Genomic DNA, 22,809 nt, shown 5'->3' with positions numbered 1-22,809 from the left:
CATGAGCCGCGTCGTCGTCGTCGGGAGCGGGATCGCGGGCCTCACGGCCGCGCTCCGGGCGCACGCGCTCGGCCACACCGTCACGATCGTGACCAAGACGGCGCTCAGCGACGGCAGCACCCGACACGCGCAGGGCGGGATCGCGGCTGCGCTGTTCGCCGACGACAGTGTCCAGGCCCACATCGCCGACACGCTGCGCGCCGGGGCCGGTCTGAACGTCCGGGCGGCGGTGGAGGCGCTGTGCGCCGACGGGCCTGACCGGGTGCGCGAGCTGATCGCGCTGGGCGCGGCGTTCGACCGCGACGGCGATGCGCTCGCTCGGGGCCTGGAGGCAGCGCACTCCTCCGCCCGCGTCCTGCACGCCGGTGGCGACGCGACCGGTGCGGAGCTGGAGCGTGCGCTGGTCGAGGCGGTGGAGGCTGCCGGTATTGCAGTGATCGAGGGCGCGTTCCTCAGCGACGTCGCCGTCCGCGACGGACGCGCTGTGGGTGTCCTCCTTCGGGTGGGCGGCCGTCGACGATCGCTCGACGCCGATGCGGTGGTGCTTGCGACCGGCGGATGGGGCCGGCTGTACGCGCACACCACCAACCCGGCCGTCGCCACCGGAGACGGGGTGGCGGCCGCGTGGCGGGCCGGGGCGGTTCTGGCGGACCTGGAGTTCACGCAGTTCCACCCGACGGCGCTGTACCTGCCTCGACCGGGTGGACCGGCCACAGCGGCCGCTCCTGCCGCCGCGGGCGGCTTCCTCGTCTCCGAGGCCGTGCGAGGCGAGGGCGCTGTGCTGCGGAACGCCCGCGGCGAGCGCTTCATGACCGACGTGCATCCGGATGCCGAACTCGCGCCGCGCGACGTGGTGGCCCGCGGAATCGCGGTCGAGATGGCGGCGCAGGGCGGACGCCCGGTGCTTCTGGACGCGACGGCTCTCGGCGCGGACTTCCTGGCCCGACGCTTCCCGACCATCGACGCCGCCACGCGCGCCGCCGGCTACGACTGGGCGCGCCACCCCATCCCGGTCACGCCGGCCGCCCACTACGCGATGGGCGGAGTGGCGACCGATACCGCCGGGCGCACCAGCGTGCCCGGGCTCTTCGCCGTCGGCGAGGTCGCGTGCACCGGCGCGCACGGTGGCAACCGGCTGGCGTCGAACTCGCTGCTGGAGGGGCTGGTCTTCGCCCACCGCGCGGCGAGCGTGATCGGCGAGCCGTGGACGGACGGACCCGCGTGGGCGGGGGACGCGACGGTCGCGAACCTGCCCGACTCCGCACCGATACATCCAGCGTCGCAGCTATTCGACCGCTCGCGGCTGGGTGCCCTGCTGTGGGAGGCGGCCGGCGTCCACCGCGACGGCGCGCGCCTGATGGCTGCCGCGGCCGAACTCGCTGCGACGGCGGACCCGGCACCCGGTGAGGATGCCAACCTCCTCACGCTCGCGCGTCTCGTCGTCGCCGCCGCGCTCTCCCGCGAGGAATCCCGGGGTGCGCACTTCCGCTCGGACTTCCCGCTCCCGGTGAGCGGAGAGCCGGCCCACACGGCGCTGGTTCCCCGCACTCAGCTCTCCTTCTACTCATCGTCGACACGGCTCGAGGTTCCCGCAGCATGCTGACCCGCCAGATCATCCACACCGTCGTGCAAGCCGCCCTCGTCGAGGACGCGCCGTGGGGCGACGTGACCAGTCAGCTGCTCATTCCGGAGGCGGCGACCGCGACCGCACGGCTGGTCGCCCGCGAGCCGGGCACGTTCGCGGGCGGCGAGGTGTTCGCCGCGGCGATGACCCTCACCGACCCGGCGATCGAGGTCACGCTGCACGTCGCCGACGGCGCGACCTTCGGATCCGGGGATGCGCTGGCGACCGTATTCGGACCCGCCCGCTCGGTGCTGCAGGGCGAACGCGTCGCCCTCAACTTCGTGCAGCGGATGAGCGGCATCGCCACGCTGACCGCCGCCTTCGTCGCCGAAGTCGCCGACACCTCCGCCCGCATCGTGGACACCCGGAAGACCACGCCGGGGCTGCGTGCGTTCGAACGGCACGCTGTCCGGGCGGGAGGCGGCCACAACCACCGCTACTCGTTGTCGGATGCGGTCATGGCCAAGGACAACCACCTCGCGGTGCTGACAGCGCAGACCGGGCTCTCCGTCACCGACGCGCTCCGTCGCGTGCGCGAGCAGCTCTCGCACACCACGCACCTGGAGGTCGAGGTCGACCGGATGGACCAGATCGAGCCGGTGCTGGCCGCCGGGGTCGACACGATCATGCTCGACAACTTCACCGTCGAGGAGCTGCGCGAGGGCGCCGCCCTGGTCGCCGGCCGCGCCATCGTGGAGGCGAGCGGCAACGTCAGCCTCGCGACGGTCCGCCGTATCGCCGAGACCGGCGTCGACGTGATCTCGGCCGGGGCGTTGACCCACAGCGTCCGCTCGCTCGACCTCGGGCTGGACGTGGTGGTCGAGTGATCTACCTCGACGCCGCCGCCACCTCACCGGTCCGCAGGGAGGTGCTGGAGGCGATGTGGCCGTATTTGACGGGCGACTTCGGCAACCCGTCGAGCCACCACGCGGTCGGCGAGTCGGCCGCGCGCGCCCTCGCGGAGGCACGCACGACGGTCGCGACCTGGCTGGGCTGCCGGGCCTCCGAGCTCACCTTCACCTCGGGCGGAACGGAGGCGGACAACCTTGCGATCAAGGGCATCGCCCTGGCGAACCCGCGCGGCCGGCACATCGTCACCACACGGATCGAGCACGAGGCGGTGCTGGAGTCGGTCGACTACCTGGTGCGGCTGCACGGGTTCTCCGTCAGCTTCGTCCCGGTCGGCCGGGATGGGCTGGTCGCGGCGGCCGACTTCGCTGCGGCGCTGCGTCCCGACACGACGCTGGCCTCGGTGATGCTCGCCAACAACGAGGTCGGCACCATCCAGCCCATCGCGCAGCTGGCGGCGCTGGCACACGAGCACGGCATCCCCTTTCATACGGATGCGGTGCAAGCGGCGGGCTGGCTGCCGCTCGACGTGCGAACACTCGGCGTGGATGCGCTGAGCGTCTCCGGTCACAAGATCGGCGCCCCCAAGGGCGTCGGCGTGCTGTACGTGCGGGGGCGCATCCCGGTCGAGCCGCTCATCCACGGCGGCGGGCAGGAGCGCGGGCGGCGGTCGGGCACCGAGAACGTGGCCGGCGCGGTCGGGTTGGCGACAGCGGCCCGACTCGTGATGGAGCGTCTGGCGGCGGACGACGGGGATGGCCGGGCCACGGCGGCCTCGGCGGCCTCGAAGTCCCGCGATGCGTTCATCGCTGCGGTGCTGGACGAGGCGCCGGGGGCTTCGCTCACCGGGCATCCCACGGCACGACTGCCCGGTACCGCTTCGTTCGTGTTCCCCGGCACCAACGGCGAGGCCGTGCTGCTCGAACTGGAGCGGCGCGGCACCGTCTGCTCCAGCGGCTCGGCCTGCGCAGCGGGAAGCGAGGACGCCTCCCACGTGCTGCTCGCGCTCGGCTACCCGGACGACCTGGCGCGGACCGCTGTGCGGTTCTCCTGGGGACCGGACACGACAGCGGCCGAGCTCGCGGCCGTCGCACCCGCCGTGGGCGACGCGGTACGTACGGTCTCCGCGCTGGGTCGCTGAGGTTACGACAGCATCCTCTCGCCTCGAGAGTAAATCAACCGCCTGTGCCTGCCTCCACCTCCCGCATACAGTCGCACACGACTGACCGACCACCCGCTGCACCAGCGGGCGACCTGGGAAGAGGGACACCATGACCGACCCGATCACACCGCCGGACGACCGGCGCCCGGGCGAGCCCGTCTACGACCGTGACGCCACCGACGCAGCGCCGGCCGACGGAACCCACAGCCTCCGGGACGACGTCCTCGAGCGGGAGAAGAGCGAATTCGGCGGGATGAAGTTCGGATCCGCCTTCTTCGGCTGGCTGACCGCCACCGGCACGGCCGTCCTGCTGACCGCGCTCGTGGCGGCCGCTGGGGCCGCGGTCGGGCTCGGGACGGCCGGCGGCAACGCCGACACCGCCGCCAGCCAGGCGAGCAAGAACGCCTCGACGGTCGGCATCGTCGGCGCGATCGCCCTCGTCGTCATCCTCTTCGTCGCGTACTTCTGCGGCGGTTACGTCGCCGGGCGGATGGCGCGCTTCGACGGCGCCAAGCAGGGCGTCGCGGTGTGGCTGTGGGCCGTCATCATCGCCGTGGTCGTCGCCCTGCTGAGCCTCATCCTCGGCAGCCAGTTCAACATCCTGGGCAACCTCAACAGCTTCCCGCGGATCCCGCTCAACGAGGGCACGGTCACCCTGACCGGCATCATCACGGCGATCATCGTCGCCATCGTGAGCCTCGGCGGCGCCATCCTCGGCGGTCTCTCGGGAATGCGCTACCACCGTCGTGTCGACAGGGTCGGCCTCGGTCGCTGAGCGAGCGGATTTATTCCCCCATTCTGCGGAGAGCGAACTTCTCCACAGTTCACACATCCGACACCCCGCATGTCGGTGGCCCTCGATAGGTTTGACCGGTGACTGAGAAGACCTCACCAGTGCCTTCCCTCGACGCCGGCCGGCTCGACCGCCCGAGCGCGCCCGCTGGCGCGCCCATCCGCATCTCTCCCCGCGACCAGCGCGTGATCTACCTGCTGCTGGCTGCCACCTTCGTCGTGATCCTCAACGAGACGATCATGACCGTCGCCATCCCGAAGCTGATGGACGACCTGCACATCGACGCCCTCGCGGCTCAGTGGCTGTCCACGGCCTTCATGCTGACGATGGCGGTCGTCATCCCGATCACGGGCATCCTGCTCCAGCGCTACTCGACCCGGCAGATGTTCATCGCGGCGATGTCCCTGTTCTCGCTCGGCACGCTGTCGGCAGCGCTGGCGCCCGGCTTCATGGTGCTGGTGGCGGCCCGCGTGGTGCAGGCGTCCGGCACGGCGATCATGATCCCACTGCTCATGACGACGCTGATGACGCTGGTTCCGCCCGCTTTGCGCGGTCGAACCATGGGCAACGTCTCGATCGTCATCTCGGTCGCACCGGCGATCGGGCCGACGATCTCCGGACTCATCCTGAACTTCCTGGCCTGGCGCTGGATCTTCCTGATCGTGCTGCCGATCGCGCTGATCATGCTGCTGATCGGAATGCGTTTCGTGGAGAACGTGACGGAGACCCAGAAGGTGCGGATCGACGTCCTGTCCGTCATCCTGTCCGCTTTCGGGTTCGGCGGGCTCGTCTACGGGCTGACGCTTTCCGGCGAATCCGGGGCGGCATCGGCGAGCCCGCTGATGCTGTGGGGGTCGCTCGTCGTCGGTGTGCTCGGGCTCTCCGCCTTCATCACGCGTCAGCTCATCCTGCAGCGGAAGGATCGGGCCCTGCTCGACCTGCGGACCTTCCGGTACCCGATCTTCACCGTGTCGATCGTGCTGATGGCGATCACGACGGCGTCGATGTTCGGCGTGATCATCGTGCTGCCGCTGTACCTCCAGCACGTGCTGCACCTCGACACCCTCGCGACGGGACTCATCCTGCTTCCGGGCGGGCTGATCATGGGCCTCGCCGCGCCGTTCGTCGGGCGGCTCTACGACCGCTTCGACCCGCGCGTACTGGTCGTGCCGGGGTCGATCCTCGTCAGCCTGGTGCTGTGGTCGCTCACGATGGTGACCGAGCACACTCCGGTCGGCCTGGTAATCGCAGCGCACGTGACGATGAGCCTCGGACTCGCGATGATGTTCACGCCGCTGTTCACCGCCGGCCTCGGCGCGGTGCCGCCGCACCTGTACTCGCACGGCAGCGCGATCCTCGGCACGATCCAGCAGGTCGGCGGAGCCGCCGGGACGGCGCTCCTGATCGCCGTGCTGACGCTCCAGTCGACCGTCCTGGCGACCGGAGGAGCTTCGGCAGATGCGGCGCAGGCCGGAGGCATCCGCGCCGCGTTCCTGGCCGGGGCGATCATCTCCCTGTTCGCGGTGGCCGGGTCGTTCTTCATGCGGAAGCCCGCAGACGTGCCTGCAGAGGCGGCACTCGCGCACTAGCGGCCGGACTGTCCGCGGCCTGGCTGTCCCCTGCCGCGCTGTCCGCTGCCCTCACAGCGGGTGGCGCCGAGCGGTCGCACCTAGCAGCGCGGCCCGTGCAGGCGGGAGAATGGACCGATCGCACGCGAGGAGGCTGCCCGTGACCGACATCCGCACCCCCGAACCCGCTACGGCACCCGGCGCCGTCCCCACGGCGGCGCTGTGAGGGACAGCGCGCGCGCACGGTCCCTCGCCGCACTGCAGGGGCTGGCGCTCGGCGATGCGCTCGGGATGCCGACGCAGTCGATGTCCCGCGAACGGATCGCCGCCGACCACGGCCGCATCCGCGGCCTGGTCGCCGCGGGACCGCACCAGCAGATCGCGGCGGGCATGCCGGCCGGATCCATCACCGACGACACCGAGCAGGCGGTACTGCTGGCCCGGCTGATCATCGACGGCGACGGCACGGTCAAGGCGGCCGCGTTCGCCGCCGAACTCCTCGCCTGGGAGCGGGCAATGGAGGCACGCGGCTCGCTCGACCTCCTCGGCCCCAGCACCCGCGCAGCCCTCCAACGCCTCCAAGACGGCATGCCGCCGGAGGAAGCCGGCCGGTTCGGCGCCACCAACGGCGCCGCCATGCGGATCGCACCCCTCGGAATCGCCACCCCGGTCGAACCGCTCGGCGCCTTCGTGGACGCGGTGGTCGCCGTGAGCTCGCTCACCCACAACACCGGACTCGGAATCGCCAGTGCCGCCGCCATCGGCGCTGCCGTCAGCGCGGGCGTCGACGGGGCCGAGACCCCGGAGGCGCTCGACGTCGCGGTCGCCGCCGCCCGCGAGGGCGCCCGCCGAGGGCACTGGGTGGCGGGCGGTGAGATCGCCGAACGGCTGGAGTGGGCGATCCCGGCGCTGGTGGAGCTGCCACCGCGAGAGCAGGACGACCTCCTCGCCCAGGTGGTCGGCACCTCCGTCGCGGCCCAGGAGTCCGTGGTCGCCGCGCTCGCCCTGGTCGCCGTGACGGTCGCGGGCGGCGACCCGGCGCATCCCGAACCGGACGCCGCCTGGGACACGCTCTGCCGCGCTGCCGCGCTCGGCGGTGACACCGACACCATCGCCGCGATGACCGGCGCCGTGCTCGGTGCGACCGGCGCCGCGGACTGGCCGCGCAGCGCGCTCGACACCGTGCGCCGGGTCAACGCGCTCGACCTGGAGCCGCTGGTCGACGGGCTGCTGCGGGTGAGGAGACGACATGGCTGACGGACGACTGATCTTCACCGGCACCGTCGTGGTCGACCTACTGCTGCGAGTGGATGCGCTGCCCGAGCGCGGAGGCGACGTCCTGGCGTCCGCGTCCGGCATGTCGGCGGGCGGCGGCTTCAACGTGATGGCCGCGGCCGCCCGCGACGGCACGGAGGTCGTCTTCGCGGGTCGCTCGGGCAGCGGGCCGTTCGGCGAAGTGGTCGCCGAGGCCCTGTGGCGGGAGAGCATCTCGGTGGCGAACCCGCCGCTCGAGTCGGCGGACAACGGCTACTGCGTCGTCCTCGTCGACGGGGAGGCCGAGCGCACCTTCGTCACCGCACCCGGGGCCGAAGGGATGCTGACCCGCGCCGACCTGGACGCCGTCCAGCCGCGAGCCAGTGACGTGGTCTACGTCTCCGGGTACAGCCTCGCGCACCCGATCGCCGGCCCGGCCGTCGCGGGGTGGCTGACCGACCTGCGTCCGGAGACCCGGGTCGTGTTCGACCCGTCCCCGCTGGTCGAGTCGCTCGACCCCGAGCTGCTCGAGGCCGTGCTCCGCCGCACCGACGTCCTCAGCGCCAACGCTCGCGAGGCCCGCATCCTGCGCGCGCACGCACATCCCGCCCCCGCCGCTGGCGCCCTCCGCGGGATGCTGCGGGAGGGCCCCGAGGCGCGGTCCGTCGCCGTGGTCCGCGACGGCGCGGCCGGCTGCTGGGTGGCGACCGGCGACCCGGCCCCCGCGCACCTGCCGGCCTTCCCCGTGACGGCCGTCGACACGACCGGTGCGGGCGACGCCTTCGGCGGCGTCCTCGCAGCCGCGCTGACGCGCGGCGCGGAGCCGCTCGACGCGGCGCTGCGGGCGAACGCTGCCGCCGCGATCGCCGTCACGCGCCACGGCCCGGCGACCGCGCCGACCGCCGCCGAAACCGACGCCCTGCTGGCGGCCGGCTGACGACCGCGCCGCGCAGACACCGAAAGGGGAGCATCCCGTGATCACCGTGAAACGCATCTACGACCCGCCCGCGCCGGATGACGGCTTCCGCGTGCTCGTCGACCGGTTGTGGCCGCGCGGCGTCAGCAAGGCGCGGGCCGACATCGACCTGTGGCTGAAGGAGATCGCGCCATCCACCGAGCTCCGCCGCTGGTTCCACCAGGACCCGTCGCTCGAGGGCGAGCACTTCGGCGAGTTCCGCACCCGCTACGAGCACGAACTCGACACCAACCCTGCGGTCCCCCAACTCCGCACCCTCACCAAGACCCACCCCCGGGTGACCCTCCTCGTCAGCATCCGCGACCTCGAACTCAACCACGCCACCATCCTCATCGCCTACCTCTCCACCCACCCCTAACCCCCGCCCCGCCCCCCTCCGTCGAGTACACAAAAAGTGCACGCGACACGCCGCTCGGGCGTGTGATTTTTGTGTACTCGACGGAGGGACGAGACGACGGGTGGAGGCGACGGGGGCGGTCAGTCTTGGGTGAGGAGGCGGACGGCGACGCCGTAGGGGTCGAGGGTCACCGAGGGGGTCGGAGTGCCGTCGAGGGCGCGGAGGTCGCCGCCGGCGACCGACGGCGTCACGGTCACCGGGGTGTCGTGCTGCGAGATGAAGAAGACGAAGCGGCGGCCGTCCTCGTGCACCAGGGCGTCAGTGAAGACCAGCGGGTCGTCGAGCCGCACGTCCCGCTCGACGTCGGCCACGTCCGCGAGCGCGTCGTACATGCGCCACGTCTGCTCCGGGTTGACCCGGCCCTGCGCCGAGGCGAAGTACTCCAGTGGATACGTCGACAGCACCGCGCGGCCCGCCCCGTGCTCCTGCACCACGACCGCCGGCCGCCCGTGCGCATCCACCGCGACCACGCGTCCGGAGGTCGGACGCACCGGCAGGTACGTGCGGCCGTTCTCGTTGCCCGCCGCCCCGAACGACAGCTCCGTCCCGGCGGCGATCGACCCGAAGTCGGAGGTGAACCGCAGGGTCACCGTGTCGTCGGTCACCGGCTCGGCCAGGCCGTAGGCGCTGTCCATCCGCACCCCGAACAGCTCCTCGGTGTGCGCCCACCAAGGCCCGCGCTGGACACCGCTCGGCCCGTGCGAGTACGACGCATAGACCGTCGCGCCGTCCGTCGCGAGCGCGACCACCTGCTGCCAGGAGGTCGCGCACAGCTGCTTGACCGACGGCAGCAGGTACAGCCCGTACCCGGCCGGCAGGCCGCCGTCCTCCTTCTCGCGGACGACCGCGACCGGGATGTGCGCCTCGTGCGCCGCGACGTACGCCTGCTCCCCCGTCGCGACGATGTGCGCCCGCTCCCCCTCGTTCGTGAACGGGTAGTCCTCGGCGAGGTGCGAGGGCACGACGAGCGCCGCATCCACCGCCGCCCGCCGCACCGACGGCAGCTCGATCGCCGCGAGGTCCGACGCGAACCGCGCCAGCTCCCGCAGCGGCGGCTTCGGCGCCCCGTGACGGTCGGTGATCCCGAAGTGCATCTCGAAGGGATGGTGCGAGTAGGGCCGCTGGTCGGCCAGGTCGTCGTAGTCGGTGTTGTTCCACGCGATCCAGCCGGTCGCCCCCGCCAGCAGCGTCGTGTACAACAGCTGCCGGTAGTAGGAGGCTGCGCCGGCGTCCGAGACGAAGTCACTGGTCAGGCCGAACTCCTCCATGACCACCGGAAGCCCGTGCGTCGCCGAGAGCTCGGCGATGTACGCGGCCTTCAGGTGCTGGCGCACCTGGTCGGTTTCCATCCGGTAGACGTGCGGTCCGATGAAGTCGGTGTACTCGGCCAGGTCGCGCACCGAGAAGCCGTTGTCGTGACCGGTCGTCTCGATGCCCCAGGCCCCGTCGCCGACCGCGACCGGCTGCGTCCCCCCGCCCGCGCGCACCGCGTTCACAAGCAGCGATGCCCACGCGTCGACGATGGGACGCGGCGCCTCGCCGCCGTAGATCGGCACCTCGTTGGTGAGCAGCCAGCCGGCGACGGCGGGATGCGCGGCGAACCGCGCGGTGAGCTCGCGCACGTACCAGGCCTGTCGTCCGACGAACCACACGTCGCGGTAGAGGTCGCGGCCGTCGCGCCAGGCGGGATCCCAGTTCTCCCCCGACATGTGCCCGACCAGGAACGTCGGCACCGTGGTCATCCCGACCTCGGTGTGCGCGTCCAGGAAGTCGGCGAAGTTCGCCACGCACTGCTCGTCGAGCGAGTCCGGCGTCGGATGGAAGTCCGGCCAGTAGAAGAACGACCGGGTCATGTTGAGCCCGTGCTCGGCGAGCACCCGCAACTCGTCCCGCACGACGGCGGGGTCGTAGCGCGTCCACATGAGCGGGCCGCCGGTGCGCGACCAGAAGTTGGCGCCGAGCCACACCACGGGGGCGTCGTCGACCGTCAAGACCGGGGAGGGGCGATCCATGATGCCTTTCAGGAGTGGAGCGGGCGCAGCAGCGCTACTTGACCGCGCCGGCCGTCAGCCCGGCGACGAAGTTGCGCTGCAGCAGCAGGAACGCGACGACGATCGGCAGGGAAACAACCAGCGACGCCGCCATGATCTGGTTCCAGTACACGTTCGTCTGCGTGGAGTAGAGCTGCAGACCGACCGCGAGAGTCCTGTTCTCGTCCGTCGTCATCACCGACGCGAACAGCACCTCGCCCCAGCTGGTCATGAACGAGTAGATCGCGACAGCGATCAGGCCGGGACGGGCCGCGGGGAGGACGACGTGCCAGAGCGCGCCCATCGGGCCGGACCCGTCCACCTTCGCCGCCTCGTCGAGATCGCGAGGGATGCCGTCGAAGTAGCCGGCGAGCATCCAGATGGAGAACGGCAGCACGAACGTGAAGTAGGTGATGATGAGCCCCCAGCGCGTGCCGACCAGCTGGATGCCGGTCGCCTGGTTGATGTTCACGAAGATCAGGAACAGCGGGAGCAGGAACAGCACGCCGGGGAACATCTGCGTCGAAAGCACCGTGGTGGTGAAGACGTTGCGTCCCTTGAATCGGTACCGCGACACCGCGTAGGCCGCGAAGACGGCGATGACCAGCGAGATCAGCGTCGCCGCACTCGACACGATGAGGCTGTTGACGAAGTACGACGCCAGCGGAACGGTCGACCACATGTCGATGAACGGCTGGAAGGTGATGTTCTGGGGCCACCAGGTGAACGCCGACTGGACTTCGGACAGCGGCTTCACGGACGACGTGACCATCACGTAGAGCGGCACGACCGTGAACACCGTCAGCACGGCGACGGTGACCCAGCGGAAGACGTGGGATGAGCGGGTCTCACGCATTGCGGTTCCTCCGGTTCACGACGAGAAGGTATGCGCCGGTGACGATCAGCAGGAACAGCAGCAGGAGGACGCTCATCGCGGCACCCGAGCCGAAGTTCCAGGTCAGGAACGACGCGTTGTAGATGTGGAACGAGATCAGGTCCCCGCCCGGTGGCTGGGCCGTACTCCCGAACAGCACGAACGGTGTGTTGAAGTCGTTGAACGTCCACAGGAACATCACCAGCAGCAGGACCGAGTTCACCGGCCGCAGCATCGGCAGCGTGATCGCGCGCCACTGCCGGAAGGGCTTGGCGCCGTCCACCGCGGAGGCCTCGTAGACCTCGGCGGGGATCGACTGGAGGCCGGCCATCAGCATCAGGAAGGCGAACGGCCAGAGGCGCCAGATCGCGACGATGACGATCGACCAGAACGCGTTGCCGCCGATCAGCCAGAACGGCTTGTCGCCGGGCAGGTGGAGGTTGTCGAAGAGGAAGTGGTTGATCGCTCCCGTGTCCTTCTGGAACATGAACTTCCAGGTGATGATGCCCGCGTAGAGCGGCAGCGCGTACGGCACGAGGAACAGGGTGCGGAAGAACGCGCGCCCCCTGAACCGGCCCTGCAGGGCGACCGCTGCGGCCATGCCGAGCACCCAGGACAGGCCGACGACGAGGATGGTGAAGCCGATCGTCACGAAGAACGACTTGAGGAGGCCGGAACCGACCGAGCCGCTGAAGTCGAGGGCGACGGCGTAGTTCTTCAAACCGACGAACGGCGCCTCGCCCCAGTTGGCGATGTAGAACTTGGTGAGCTGCAGGAAGCTGATCCAGATGCCCGTGAGCATGGGCACGACGTGGATGAGCAGCTCGAAGATGATGGCCGGTGCCAGGAGGATGAACGGCAGCCACCATCCCTTGGGCCGGGGGCGCTTCCGCTTGGGCGGTGCAGCTTCGGCCGGCACGGTGCGTGACGGTCCGCGGACGTCTGTCGTCGTCGACATGGGTCTCCTTGAAGGGTGTGGCTGTTCCGCCGGGCGGGACACCGGGCCGCGACTGCGGCCTCAGCGCCCCGCCCGGCGGAGCGGGTCATGCGTGGATCAGCCGCCCAGCGACTGCTTGACCTGGTCCTGAGCGTTGGACAGCGCCGACTTGATGTCGGAGTCGGAGATCGTGCCGCCGGTGGCGATCTTGGCGAACATGTCGTTCATCGCCTTGCCCACGGTGTTCTCGAACTGGTCCTCGGCCGGCACCAGGGGCAGCGGCTTCGTCATGTCGTTGTAGATCTTCTGGAAGGTGGCTGCCTCTTCGGCGTTGTCCGTGAAGGTCGGCTTGGCGCCGTTCAGCACCGGGAGGGCGGCGTACGGCTTGCCCAGGGTGGACTGGGTCTTCTCGCTCGTCATGTACTTGACGAACTTGAGGGCCGCATCCTTGTTCTTCGTGTTCTTGAAGATGGACAGGTTGATGCCGGCGACGAAGCTGGCGATCTTCTTGCCGTCGGCCGGGGCCGGGAAGGGCACCACGCCGTACTGGTCGTTCTTCATGCCGTTGGCGACGATGGAGGCGTCGGCGTTGTTCTGGCTGAGGATCATCGCGACCTTGCCGGTGGCGAAGTCGTTCACGGCCTGGACGCCGTTGTCGTACTGGGCGTTCGAGGTGGCGACGACCTTGTCGGTCTGCATCAGGTCGAGGTAGCGCTTGATGCCGTCGATGTTCGCCTGGCTGGTGAAGGTGGGGTTGCCCTTGCTGTCGAACCACTCCCCGCCGTTCTGCGCCGAGTTGATGAAGGCGAAGTGGACGTTCTCGGTGTAGCTGCCCGCCGCGAGCGAGAAGCCGTACTGCGTGCCGTTGGTCAGCTTCTTGGCGTCGGCGACCAGGTCCTCCCAGGTCGCGGGAGCGGTGAGACCGGCATCCGTGAACATCTTCTTGTTGTAGTAGAGGCCGTAGGCGAGTCCGTAGAGCGGGACGCTGGTGACGGGCTTGCCCGGTGCACCACCGGTCTCGAGTGCCGTCTTGACGAACTTGTCGCTGCCGCCGATCGCCTTCATGTTGGCGTCGTCGTAGGGCAGGAACGCTCCGGTGGCCTGCAGGGAGGCGGCCCAGGTGTTACCGATGTTGAGCACATCCGGACCCTGGCCCGAGGTGACGGCGGTCTGGATGCGCGTCTGCAGGTCGTTCCAGCCGATGACCTCGAGCTTGACCTTGACGCCGGTCTGCTTGGTGAACTCGTCCAGCACCGGGGTGAGGACCTGCTTGTCGTTGGCGAGGCTCGTCCCCTGGTTGCTGGCCCAGTAGGTGAGCGTCGCTCCACTGGACGACGATCCGGATCCCGAGCTGCTGCAGCCCGTGACCACGAGCGCTACCGCTGCGGCTACTGCCGCGACGGAGATGGCGCGTTTCCTCATTGTGACTCCTTCGTCTCTTGATGAAGGCGCATCCGCTCCCGGTGCGAGGGCCGAGGGCGGGGCGCCAGGGGAAGCCTAACTTAACCGGTTCAGGTGTCAATCCTTGACTTCGCTTCGTCCGAGGGTATACCGGCTCATCCGCCCTTTCCGGCCCCCGGAGGTCACGACTCGGACTCGGTCGGCCCGGGCGTGTCGAGCAGTGAGTCGTTGCTGCTATCGGTTCCCGATTGCGACAGGATGTCGCCACTCGGCACGCAAATGCGCGGGTCAGCGGGCGGCGGGCTCGGGGACGCGGAGGCTGGTCGCGCGCGGCACGAGGCGGCTCGGGCGGGCGCGCCTGTCGAGGGCGGGCGTCCCGGCGAGCTGGTCGAGCAGCAGCCGTGTGGAGCGACGGCCCTGCTCCTCCGGGTAGCGGTCGAGCGCGGTGATCGGCCGGGTTCCGAGACGACAGAGCAGGGAGTCGTCCCAGCTGGCGATCGCCACGTCGTCGCGCCCGGCGTGGGTCAGGGCCGTCTGCGCGCCGAGGGCCAGCAGGTCGTTCGAAGTCAGCACGGCGGTGATCGACGCGTCGTCGCGGATCCGCTCCGCGGCGATCCGCTCCCCCGCCTCCATCGAGTAGTCCGAGACCGCGAAGGCGAACTCCAGTCCGCGTTGGCGGCCGTACCGCTCGACGGCGTCGCGCCGGTCCTGCTCGTGCTCGAACTCGGCCGGACCGGTGATGTGCAGCGCGCGCCGGTGGCCGAGGGAGGCGAGGTGCCCGACCAGCATGGCGGCGTCCGAGCGCGCGTCGTAGAGCAGCACCTTGCCCGGGGCCAGGGTCTCGCGATTGCCGTGCAGCACGAACGCCAGCCCGAGTTCGTCGAGCAGCGCCGGCCGTGGGTCGTCGGACGTGAGGTCGAAGAGCATGACGCCGTCCACCCGGCCCTCGGCGCTCCAGCGCCGGTAGGCAGCGACCTCCTGACCCGTGTCCGCCCCGACCACGCGCAGCAGCAGCGACTGCCCGGTGTCCGAGAGCTCGCTCTCGATCCCGGCCAGCAGGCTCATGTAGTACGGCTCGGTGCCCAGCATCCCGGGGTCGCGGCGCAGCACGATGCCGATCGTGTCCGACCGGGCCCGGGACAGCGCCCGCGCGGACGAACTGGGATGCCATCCCAGCTGCTCCGCCAGCGCCAGCACCCGCTCCCGGGTCTCGTCGCTCACCCCGGGCAGCCCGTTGAGGGCGTACGACACCGACGCCTTCGAGAGCCCGAGCCGGTCGGCCAGCCCTGCGATGGTCACGCGACCAGCTCCGTTGCTCACGGCCGCCTCCCTTCCTGCTGCGCGGCTCCTGCTGCGCGGCCACTGCTGCGCGGCTCCTGCTGCGCGGCCAACGATACTTGTTCGTCTGTCCTCCGCGTCCCCAGGTTTCGCTGCGAACCTCCTGACGCGGCCGGACGGAATGGATGGCACGGCCAACTTTTGCGACGAATCCGCGGTCTCGCGTCGGGCAGAATGACGGCGTGAGCCCCTCCCGGACCAGCACCGTCTTCGAGCGCCAGCCAACCGACGACGCGGTCGTCCGGCACGCCCTCGCGCCCAGCAGACAGTCCGTCTTCTGGACGGAGGATGCCCCCGGCGACCACTACCCGCGGCTCCGCGGCGACGTGAGCTGTGACCTGGCGGTGGTGGGCGGCGGCTACACGGGACTGTGGACGGCGCTGCTCGCGAAACGCAAGGACCCGTCCGCCCGCGTCGTCCTCCTCGAGGCCCGACGTGTCGGCTGGGCGGCTTCCGGCCGCAACGGCGGCTTCTGCGAGGCGAGCCTCACGCACGGCGACGACAACGGCCGTTCCCGCTGGCCCGGCGAGTTCGACCGGCTGCAGCGGCTCGGGATGCGCAACCTGGACGAGATCGAGGCGATCGTCGCCGAGTTGGGCCTCGATGCCGGGTTCGAGCGCAACGGCGCGCTCGACGTGGCCACCGAGGAGTACCAGGTGGACGGCCTCCGCGAGTCCGAGGGACCGGACGAGACGCTGCTCGACCGGGATGCCGTGCGTGCTCTGGTGCACTCACCCACCTACGAGGCCGGCCTGCTCCGGCGACGGGATTCGGCCCTCGTGCACCCGGCGAAGCTCGCCCGCGCGCTCGCCAGGGCGTGCGTGGCCGCTGGCGTCGAGGTCTTCGAGCACAGCCCGGTGCAGGGCATCGGCGACGGCACCGTGCTGGAGACACCGACCGGCACGCTGCGGTCGCGCCGGACGGCGCTTGCCACCAACGTCTTCCCCAGCCTGCTGCGGCGGAACCGGCTGGCGACCGTGCCGGTGTACGACTACGTGCTCATGACCGAGCCGCTCAGCGCATCCCAGCGGGCGTCGATCGGGTGGGAGGGGCGCTTTGGGATCGGCGACTCGGCCAACCAGTTCCACTACTACCGGCTGACTGCGGACGACCGCATCCTGTTCGGGGGCTACGACGCGATCTATCACTACGGCGGCCGCGTGCGATCGGCGCACGAGGACCGGCCGGAGACCTTCCGGCGCCTCGCCGGCCACTTCTTCACGACGTTCCCGCAGCTGGAGGGACTCACCTTCACGAACCGCTGGGCCGGCGCGATCGACACCTGCAGCCGGTTCTGCGCGTTCTTCGGTTCGGCGCGTCAGGGGCGGGTCGCCTACGCCGCCGGCTACACCGGGCTCGGGGTGGCGGCGACCCACCTCGGCGCGAAGGTGATGCTGGACCTGCTGGCGGGCCGCAGCACCGAGCGCACCGAGCTGGAGATGGTCCGGACGCGCCCGATCCCGTTCCCTCCCGAGCCCGCAGCCGCCATCGGCATCAACCTCACCCGCCGCTCGCTCGACCGCGCGGACCATCACTCCGGGCACCGCAACGCCTTCCTGCGCATCCTGGACGCTGCGGGCCTCGGCTTCGACTCGTAGCCCGCATCTCCTCGCCCCTCGCCCCATCCACTTGACGCAACACGCCGCGCGGCCCCACGCGGGTGCGGCGTGTTGCGTCAACCAGAGCGGTGGACGTCAGGGGGCGGTGCGCCCACGGGCGAGGACTGCGGCGTGCAGGGCGGCGACGGTCTCGCCGTCGTCCAGGTCCATGCCGAGCAGGTCCTCGATGAGGGCGATCCGCTGGTAGAACACCGACCGGGACAGGTGGCTCGCGGCGGCCGCGCGCGTGCGGTTGCCGGGGTGGCTGAGGTAGGCGTGGAGCACCTCGATCAGGTCGCCGCCGGTGGCGAGGTCGTGCTCGATCAGCGGCCGAAGCATCTGCTCGGTGTGCTCGACCATCCGCGGGTCGCCGCCGAACGCGTTGACCAGGCGTAGGAGTGGGCGGTGCTGCACGCGCTGGATGACCGGCCGCCGCCCCAGCCGCGCGTCGGCTCGGGCTCCGGCGCCGGCGGCCAGCTCGACCGCCTCCTCCAGCGACGACAGCAGCCCGGTGATCCCGCGCGCCTCCGACCCCACCGCGACCACCGCCGCCGGGTCGTCGAGTCGCGCAGCGCCGGCGGCCTCCGCGATCGCCTCGAACAGCGGGTCCCCGAACCGTCGTCCCGGCCGCGCGGAGAGTGCGACGACCAGCGTCCCCGCCCGCTCGGGATGCCGCCCTGCGACCGCGTCGGCGCCCGCCGCCCGCGCCGCTTCGACGACCCGCGGAGCCGCCGAGACCGGCAGCGTGCCCGACCGGAGCCGGATTGCCGCGCCCGCCACCTCGCGCCCGGCGAGCGGGAAGCCCGCCGCCTCGAACCGTGCTGTGACTCCGCCCTCGCCCGCGAAGCGACGCCCGAGCAGGGCGGAGAGGAGCGTGTCGTGGCTGCGCCGCGTCCACTCGTCCTCGTCGCGGTCCGACAGCCGGCTGAGTGCCAGCGCGACCGCCGCCTGCTCGAGAACATTCGAGCGGCCGGCGGGATGCGGCTCGCCCGGCAGCGCAATGAGGTGGCCCCAGCGCATCCCGCGCGCCTCGATGGGCACGATCGTCCAGCCCCCGCCGCCCGAGCGGTGCGCCGTGCGGGACCGCTGCTCCCACTCCGCCAGTTCGGCCTGCTCGCCGGCCCGATGGCCCGCGTCGAGCCCGGCGGCCGCGACGACGCGGTGGCTGGTGTCTTCCAGGACGACGGGCGACCCGAGCACCCGTGCCGCCTGCTCGACGATGAAGTCGGCCGGGCTCCCGCGCAGGCTGAGGTCGGTGAAGAGCGCGTGGATGTCGTCCCGCGCACGCAGCGCCGCCATCTGCTCCGCGATGATGCGCGAGTGCACGGCCTCCGTGATGGCGACGAATCGTGCCTCCCGATGCAGGACCGCGAAGGGCAGTCCGGCGGCACGGAACTCGTCCACGAGAGCGGGCGGCGCGACCGGCATGGGCGGCCCCAGTTCGAGCACCAGGCCTGCGATGTGCGCCTCGACGAGCACGCGGCCGAGCCGGCGCAGCGCGGCGTCGTCGGAGGGCCACCCGACGCCGGTGGCGAGCAGCAGCTCACCGCCCGATCCGAGACGTGCGGCCTCCGCGGTCTCGGCCACGTGCACCCAGCGGACGGGCGCGTCCAGCCGTTCCCTCCCGGTCAGGACCTCGGGCAGCGCGCGGGCGACCTGCTCCATCCGCAGCACCTCGCGGACGGTCGGAAGCACCGCCGCTGCACCAGCCGCTGAGGTCGCTGCCGACGCCTCCGGACGAACTGTTCGACCCGCTTCAGGGTCCCGACGATCTGGCATCGCTGCTCCCGCCTCCGCTCTGTGATCATGGGGATGCAAGCCTACTGTCAGCACCGGGCAGAACGTCCGGCTCGATCCACCTGGAGGACCCCCGTGGCCCTGATCCGACACTTCATCGCCGGCGAGGACGCCCCCGCCGACGCGGCCGCGCGGCCCGACCGCACCGGCCCGGTCTTCAACCCGGCCACCGGCGAGCGCCAGCACGAAGTCGCGCTGGCCGACGCCGCCCAGACCGGGCGGGCGATCGCTGCGGCGAAGGCCGCCTTCCCCGGCTGGCGGGCCACGAGCCTGACCAAGCGGGCCGACGTGTTCTTCCGGCTGCGCCACCTGCTCACCGAGCGCCGCGACGAGCTCGCCGCGATCGTCACCGGCGAGCACGGCAAGGTCCTCTCCGACGCCGCCGGCGAGATCGGCCGCGGGCTGGAGAACGTCGAGTTCGCCGCGGGCCTGATCGACAAGCTCAAGGGCGAGTACAGCGAGCAGGTCTCCACCGGCGTGGACGTGCACAGCGTCAAGCAGCCGGTCGGCGTCGTCGGCTGCATCACGCCGTTCAACTTCCCGGTGATGGTGCCGCTGTGGATGGTCGCGAGCGCAATCGCCTGCGGCAACACGGTCGTTCTGAAGCCGAGCGAGAAGGACCCGAGCGCGTCCGTCTTCCTGGCCAAGCTGTTCCGCGAGGCGGGGTTGCCGGACGGCGTGCTGAACGTGGTGCACGGCGACAAGGAGGCGGTGGACACCATCCTCGACTCCCCCGATGTCGCCGCGGTCAGCTTCGTCGGCTCCACCCCGATCGCGCGCTCGATCTACCAGCGAGCGTCGGCCAACGGAAAGCGCGTGCAGGCCCTGGGAGGCGCGAAGAACCACATGGTCGTGCTGGCGGATGCGGACATCGACGCCGCCGCGGATGCTGCCGTCTCGGCCGCGTACGGTTCGGCCGGCGAGCGCTGCATGGCGGTGAGCGTGGTGGTCGCGGTCGGCGACGTGGGCGACCGGCTGGTGCCGGCCATCCACTCGCGCCTCGACGCCCTGCGCATCGGGCCCGGCACGGACGAGGCCAGCGAGATGGGGCCGCTGATCACGCGCGAGCACCGCGACAAGGTCGCCTCGTACGTGACCGGGGCCGCCGCCGAGGGCGCGACGGTCGTCGCCGACGGAACGCAGCGCCCCTTCGAGGGCGACGGCTTCTTCGTCGGGGTCAGCCTGCTCGACCATGTGAAGCCGGGGATGAAGGCGTACGACGACGAGATCTTCGGCCCGGTGCTCTCCGTGGTCCGCGTGCACACGTACGAGGAGGCCGTCGAGCTGATCAACGCCAACCCGTATGGAAACGGTGTTGCGCTGTTCACCCGCGACGGCGGCGCGGCCCGCCGGTTCGAATTCGAGATCGAGGTGGGGATGGTCGGCATCAACGTGCCCATCCCGGTTCCGGTGGGCGCATACTCCTTCGGCGGCTGGAAGAATTCATTGTTCGGGGATGCGCACATCTACGGGCCGGAGTCGTTCCACTTCTACACGCGCAGCAAGGTCGTCACGACCCGCTGGCCGGACCCGGTGCACTCCCGCATCGAGCTCGCGTTCCCCGGCAACTCCTGAGCAGGCGAGGACACCATGACGGACACCATCCACACCGACGCGCAGCCGGTCCGCCCCGCAGAGCCCACCGAGCGCACGGGCTACGTCGACCGGCACGGCGCCGAGCACCCGTTCGGCGACCAGGCCGCCGAGCGCCAAGTGCGCAGCGACGACCGCCGGCACGTCTTCCACTCGTGGAGCGCGCAGGCGAAGATCGACCCGCTGCCCATCGCGGCGGGAGAGGGCTCCACCTTCTGGGACTACGAAGGCAACGCGTACCTCGACTTCAGCTCCCAGTTGGTCAACCTCAACCTCGGGCACCAGCACCCGGACCTGGTCGCCGCGATCCAGCAGCAGGCCGGCCGGCTCGCGACGGTGCAGCCGTCGATGGCGAACGACGTCCGCGGCGAGCTGGCTCGCCGGATCGCGGAGGTGGCGCCGGGGACGCTGAACAAGGTCTTCTTCACGAACGGCGGCGCCGACGCGAACGAGTACGCCGTCCGCCTGGCGCGCCGGGTGACCGGCCGCCACAAGGTGCTGTCGATGTACCGCTCGTACCACGGCGGCACGTCGACGGCGATCTCGCTGACGGGCGACCCCCGCCGCTGGGCGAACGAGCCGAGCGACCCGTCCGTGGCCCACTTCTTCGGGCCGTACGCGTACCGCTCCGCGTTCCACTCGACGTCTCCCGAGGAGGAGACCCGGCGGGCGCTGGAGCACCTCGAGAACGTCATCGTGCTGGAGGGCGCGGCCACCGTCGCCGCCATCATCGCCGAGACGATCGTCGGCACCAACGGCGTGCTGGTCCCGCCGCCCGGCTACCTCGCGGGCGTGCGCGAGCTGTGCGACCGGTACGGGATCGTCTACATCGCCGACGAGGTCATGGTCGGCTTCGGCCGGGTCGGCGAGTGGTTCGCGGTGGATGCGTTCGACGTCGTGCCGGACCTCATCACCTTCGCGAAGGGCGTCAACTCGGGCTATGTCCCCCTCGGCGGCGTCGTCATCTCGGACGCGATCGCGTCGTTCTTCGACGACATCGCCTTCCAGGGCGGCCTGACCTACTCCGGGCATCCGCTGGCGTGCGCCGCCGGGGTGGCGACGTTCGAGGTGTTCGAGCGCGACGGGATCCTCGAGCGGGTCCGAGACCTGGGCGCGCGCGTCGTCGAGCCGGAGGTGCGGTCGTGGCTCGACCGGCATCCCTCCCTCGGCGAGGTCCGTGGGCGCGGGCTGTTCTGGGCACTGGAGCTGGTGCGCGACCGCGAGACGCGCGAGCCGCTGGTGCCGTTCAACGCGGCCGGCCCTGATGCGGCGCCGATGGCGGAGGTCGCCGCGGCGTGCAAGGCGGCGGGCGTCTGGCCGTTCACCCATTTCAATCGGGTGCACATCGCGCCGCCGCTGGTCATCGGCGAGGACGAACTGCGTCGAGGGCTCGCCGCGATCGACGCGGCGCTCGATGTGGCCGACCGGTACGTGAAGGGATGACGCCGGCCCGGGATATCGTGGCTGTATGAGTGAACCTGGGGACGGCCGCGTCGCGGTCTACATCGACTTCGACAACATCGTGATCTCGCGCTACGACCAGGTGCACGGTCGCGGCTCGTTCATGCGCGACCGGCCAAAGTCGTATTCGACCGCGCCGAAGGCCTCCTTCACCGAGAAGCTGGCGCAGGCGCGGGTGGACCTGGGCGCGGTGATCGACTTCGCATCCTCCTTCGGCACGCTGGTGCTGACCCGCGCGTACGCGGACTGGTCGCTGGCCGTGAACGCGGAGTACCGCGGTCAGCTGGTCGCCCGCGCCGTCGACCTGGTGCAGCTGTTCCCCGCCGCGGCCTACGCCAAGAACGGCGCGGACATCCGGCTTGCTGTGGACGCGGTCGAAGACCTGTTCCGCCTGCCCGAGCTCACCCACGTGGTGATCGTCGCGGGCGACTCCGACTACATCCCGCTGGCCCAGCGGGCGAGGCGGCTCAACCGCTACGTGGTCGGGATCGGCGTCGCCGGGTCGACGGCGAAGTCACTGGCCGCCGCCTGCGATGAGTTCGTCAGCTACGACGACCTCCCGGGCATCGCCCGCGACGAGGCCGCCGACGCGGCCGAGCCCGATGAGGACGAGCCGGAGGCGACCACCGGGAGCGCGGCCGCAGCTACGGCGGCGGGCGCCGCTGCGACGGTCGGCTCCTCCTCCGACGAGGCGGCCGCACCTGCTGCGACCGAACCGGCGACCGAGGGAACGACGTCCGAGCCGGAGAAGCCGGCCAGGCGTCGCGGCGGACGCAAGCGCCCGGCGGCCGCCGAAGCGGAGGCCGAGGCAGACGCCGAATCCGAAGCGGACGCCTCCGACGAGCAGCAGGAGGACTCCCAGCTCGTCGCGACCCGGCTGCTCGCCCGCGCGATGCAGCTCGGCCACGAGAAGGACGACTCCGACTGGCTTCACAGCTCCACGGTGAAGGGCCAGATGAAGCGTATGGACCCGTCGTTCAGCGAGAAGGCGCTCGGCTTCCGGTCGTTCAGCGACTTCATCAAGTCGCGCAGCGACCTCGTCGAGCTCGACGACAGCTCGACCGCCCAGATGCTGCGCCTCGCCCCCACCCGTTCGCGCCGGGTGCGCCACAGCGGCCGGGCGGCCGACGGGGTCTCCGCCTCGTAAGCGCACACAC

Annotated in this window: 18 protein-coding genes; 12 read left to right on the top strand and 6 right to left on the bottom strand. The window is 71.0% G+C overall.

What is annotated here, in order from left to right; genetic code table 11:
- Position 1 precedes the first annotated feature (1 nt).
- The 8 genes from nadB (at position 2) to AB4079_RS17905 (ending at position 8,584) form a co-directional block, all read left to right on the top strand.
- Positions 2 to 1,603, top strand: a complete 1,602-nt coding sequence (gene nadB / locus AB4079_RS17940; protein WP_441788681.1) for an L-aspartate oxidase — start codon at positions 2 to 4, stop codon at positions 1,601 to 1,603.
- Positions 1,597 to 2,451, top strand: coding sequence for a carboxylating nicotinate-nucleotide diphosphorylase (nadC, locus tag AB4079_RS17935; protein ID WP_441788680.1), 855 nt, complete (start codon positions 1,597 to 1,599; stop codon positions 2,449 to 2,451). The genes nadB and nadC overlap by 7 nt, the downstream gene beginning before the upstream one ends.
- On the top strand, positions 2,448 to 3,614 hold the full coding sequence (locus tag AB4079_RS17930) for a cysteine desulfurase family protein (protein WP_441788679.1): 1,167 nt from the start codon (positions 2,448 to 2,450) through the stop codon (positions 3,612 to 3,614). The genes nadC and AB4079_RS17930 overlap by 4 nt, the downstream gene beginning before the upstream one ends.
- 130 nt (positions 3,615 to 3,744) lie before the next feature.
- Entirely contained in the window at positions 3,745 to 4,410 is a 666-nt protein-coding gene (locus tag AB4079_RS17925; protein ID WP_441788678.1) for a hypothetical protein, read from the top strand.
- 119 nt (positions 4,411 to 4,529) lie between these two features.
- Positions 4,530 to 6,017 carry an MDR family MFS transporter gene (locus tag AB4079_RS17920; RefSeq protein ID WP_441788695.1) on the top strand — a complete coding sequence of 496 codons (1,488 nt, stop codon included), beginning with the start codon at positions 4,530 to 4,532 and terminating at the stop codon, positions 6,015 to 6,017.
- Between the two features lie 201 nt (positions 6,018 to 6,218).
- A complete protein-coding gene (locus AB4079_RS17915) occupies positions 6,219 to 7,253 on the top strand; it encodes an ADP-ribosylglycohydrolase family protein (protein ID WP_441788677.1) in 1,035 nt (344 codons plus the stop codon).
- Positions 7,246 to 8,187, top strand: coding sequence for a PfkB family carbohydrate kinase (locus AB4079_RS17910; protein WP_441788676.1), 942 nt, complete (start codon positions 7,246 to 7,248; stop codon positions 8,185 to 8,187). The genes AB4079_RS17915 and AB4079_RS17910 overlap by 8 nt, the downstream gene beginning before the upstream one ends.
- Before the next feature lie 37 nt (positions 8,188 to 8,224).
- Positions 8,225 to 8,584 (top strand): DUF488 domain-containing protein, encoded by a 360-nt coding sequence (locus AB4079_RS17905; RefSeq protein WP_441788675.1) that lies wholly within the window; start codon positions 8,225 to 8,227, stop codon positions 8,582 to 8,584.
- A gap of 119 nt (positions 8,585 to 8,703) precedes the next feature.
- Here the strand turns inward: AB4079_RS17905 and AB4079_RS17900 are convergent, their stop codons facing one another.
- From AB4079_RS17900 to AB4079_RS17880, 5 genes are all read right to left on the bottom strand, one after another.
- Positions 8,704 to 10,635 carry a cellulase family glycosylhydrolase gene (locus AB4079_RS17900; protein ID WP_441788674.1) on the bottom strand — a complete coding sequence of 644 codons (1,932 nt, stop codon included), beginning with the start codon at positions 10,633 to 10,635 and terminating at the stop codon, positions 8,704 to 8,706.
- Between the two features lie 34 nt (positions 10,636 to 10,669).
- The gene (locus tag AB4079_RS17895) at positions 10,670 to 11,509 is read right to left on the bottom strand and encodes a carbohydrate ABC transporter permease (RefSeq protein WP_441788673.1); all 840 of its coding nucleotides are present in this window, start codon (positions 11,507 to 11,509) and stop codon (positions 10,670 to 10,672) included.
- Entirely contained in the window at positions 11,502 to 12,485 is a 984-nt protein-coding gene (locus AB4079_RS17890; protein ID WP_441788672.1) for a carbohydrate ABC transporter permease, read from the bottom strand. The genes AB4079_RS17895 and AB4079_RS17890 overlap by 8 nt, the downstream gene beginning before the upstream one ends.
- Positions 12,486 to 12,581: 96 nt before the next feature.
- Positions 12,582 to 13,886, bottom strand: a complete 1,305-nt coding sequence (locus tag AB4079_RS17885) for an ABC transporter substrate-binding protein (RefSeq protein WP_441788671.1) — start codon at positions 13,884 to 13,886, stop codon at positions 12,582 to 12,584.
- Between the two features lie 267 nt (positions 13,887 to 14,153).
- On the bottom strand, positions 14,154 to 15,185 hold the full coding sequence (locus tag AB4079_RS17880; RefSeq protein ID WP_441788670.1) for a LacI family DNA-binding transcriptional regulator: 1,032 nt from the start codon (positions 15,183 to 15,185) through the stop codon (positions 14,154 to 14,156).
- A 200-nt stretch (positions 15,186 to 15,385) separates the two neighbouring features.
- Here AB4079_RS17880 and AB4079_RS17875 point away from each other — a divergent pair, with 200 nt between their 5' ends.
- A complete protein-coding gene (locus tag AB4079_RS17875; protein WP_441788669.1) occupies positions 15,386 to 16,801 on the top strand; it encodes an NAD(P)/FAD-dependent oxidoreductase in 1,416 nt (471 codons plus the stop codon).
- A gap of 96 nt (positions 16,802 to 16,897) precedes the next feature.
- Here the strand turns inward: AB4079_RS17875 and AB4079_RS17870 are convergent, their stop codons facing one another.
- Positions 16,898 to 18,580, bottom strand: a complete 1,683-nt coding sequence (locus tag AB4079_RS17870; RefSeq protein ID WP_441788668.1) for a PucR family transcriptional regulator — start codon at positions 18,578 to 18,580, stop codon at positions 16,898 to 16,900.
- Positions 18,581 to 18,673: 93 nt separating this feature from the next.
- Between AB4079_RS17870 and AB4079_RS17865 the strand changes: the two genes are divergently transcribed.
- From AB4079_RS17865 to AB4079_RS17855, 3 genes are read left to right on the top strand one after another with little or no spacing between them, the layout of a single operon-like run.
- Positions 18,674 to 20,173, top strand: a complete 1,500-nt coding sequence (locus AB4079_RS17865; protein WP_441788667.1) for a CoA-acylating methylmalonate-semialdehyde dehydrogenase — start codon at positions 18,674 to 18,676, stop codon at positions 20,171 to 20,173.
- 15 nt (positions 20,174 to 20,188) lie between these two features.
- A complete protein-coding gene (locus AB4079_RS17860) occupies positions 20,189 to 21,634 on the top strand; it encodes an aspartate aminotransferase family protein (RefSeq protein WP_441788666.1) in 1,446 nt (481 codons plus the stop codon).
- Between the two features lie 25 nt (positions 21,635 to 21,659).
- Positions 21,660 to 22,799 (top strand): NYN domain-containing protein, encoded by a 1,140-nt coding sequence (locus AB4079_RS17855; RefSeq protein ID WP_441788665.1) that lies wholly within the window; start codon positions 21,660 to 21,662, stop codon positions 22,797 to 22,799.
- Positions 22,800 to 22,809: the final 10 nt, after the last annotated feature.

The sequence above is a fragment of the Leifsonia sp. 2MCAF36 genome (assembly GCF_052115525.1).
Classification (GTDB): Bacteria; Actinomycetota; Actinomycetes; order Actinomycetales; family Microbacteriaceae; genus Leifsonia.
Note: the sequence above shows the minus strand (reverse complement) of the source record. Positions and strands in the feature narration are given on the sequence as shown.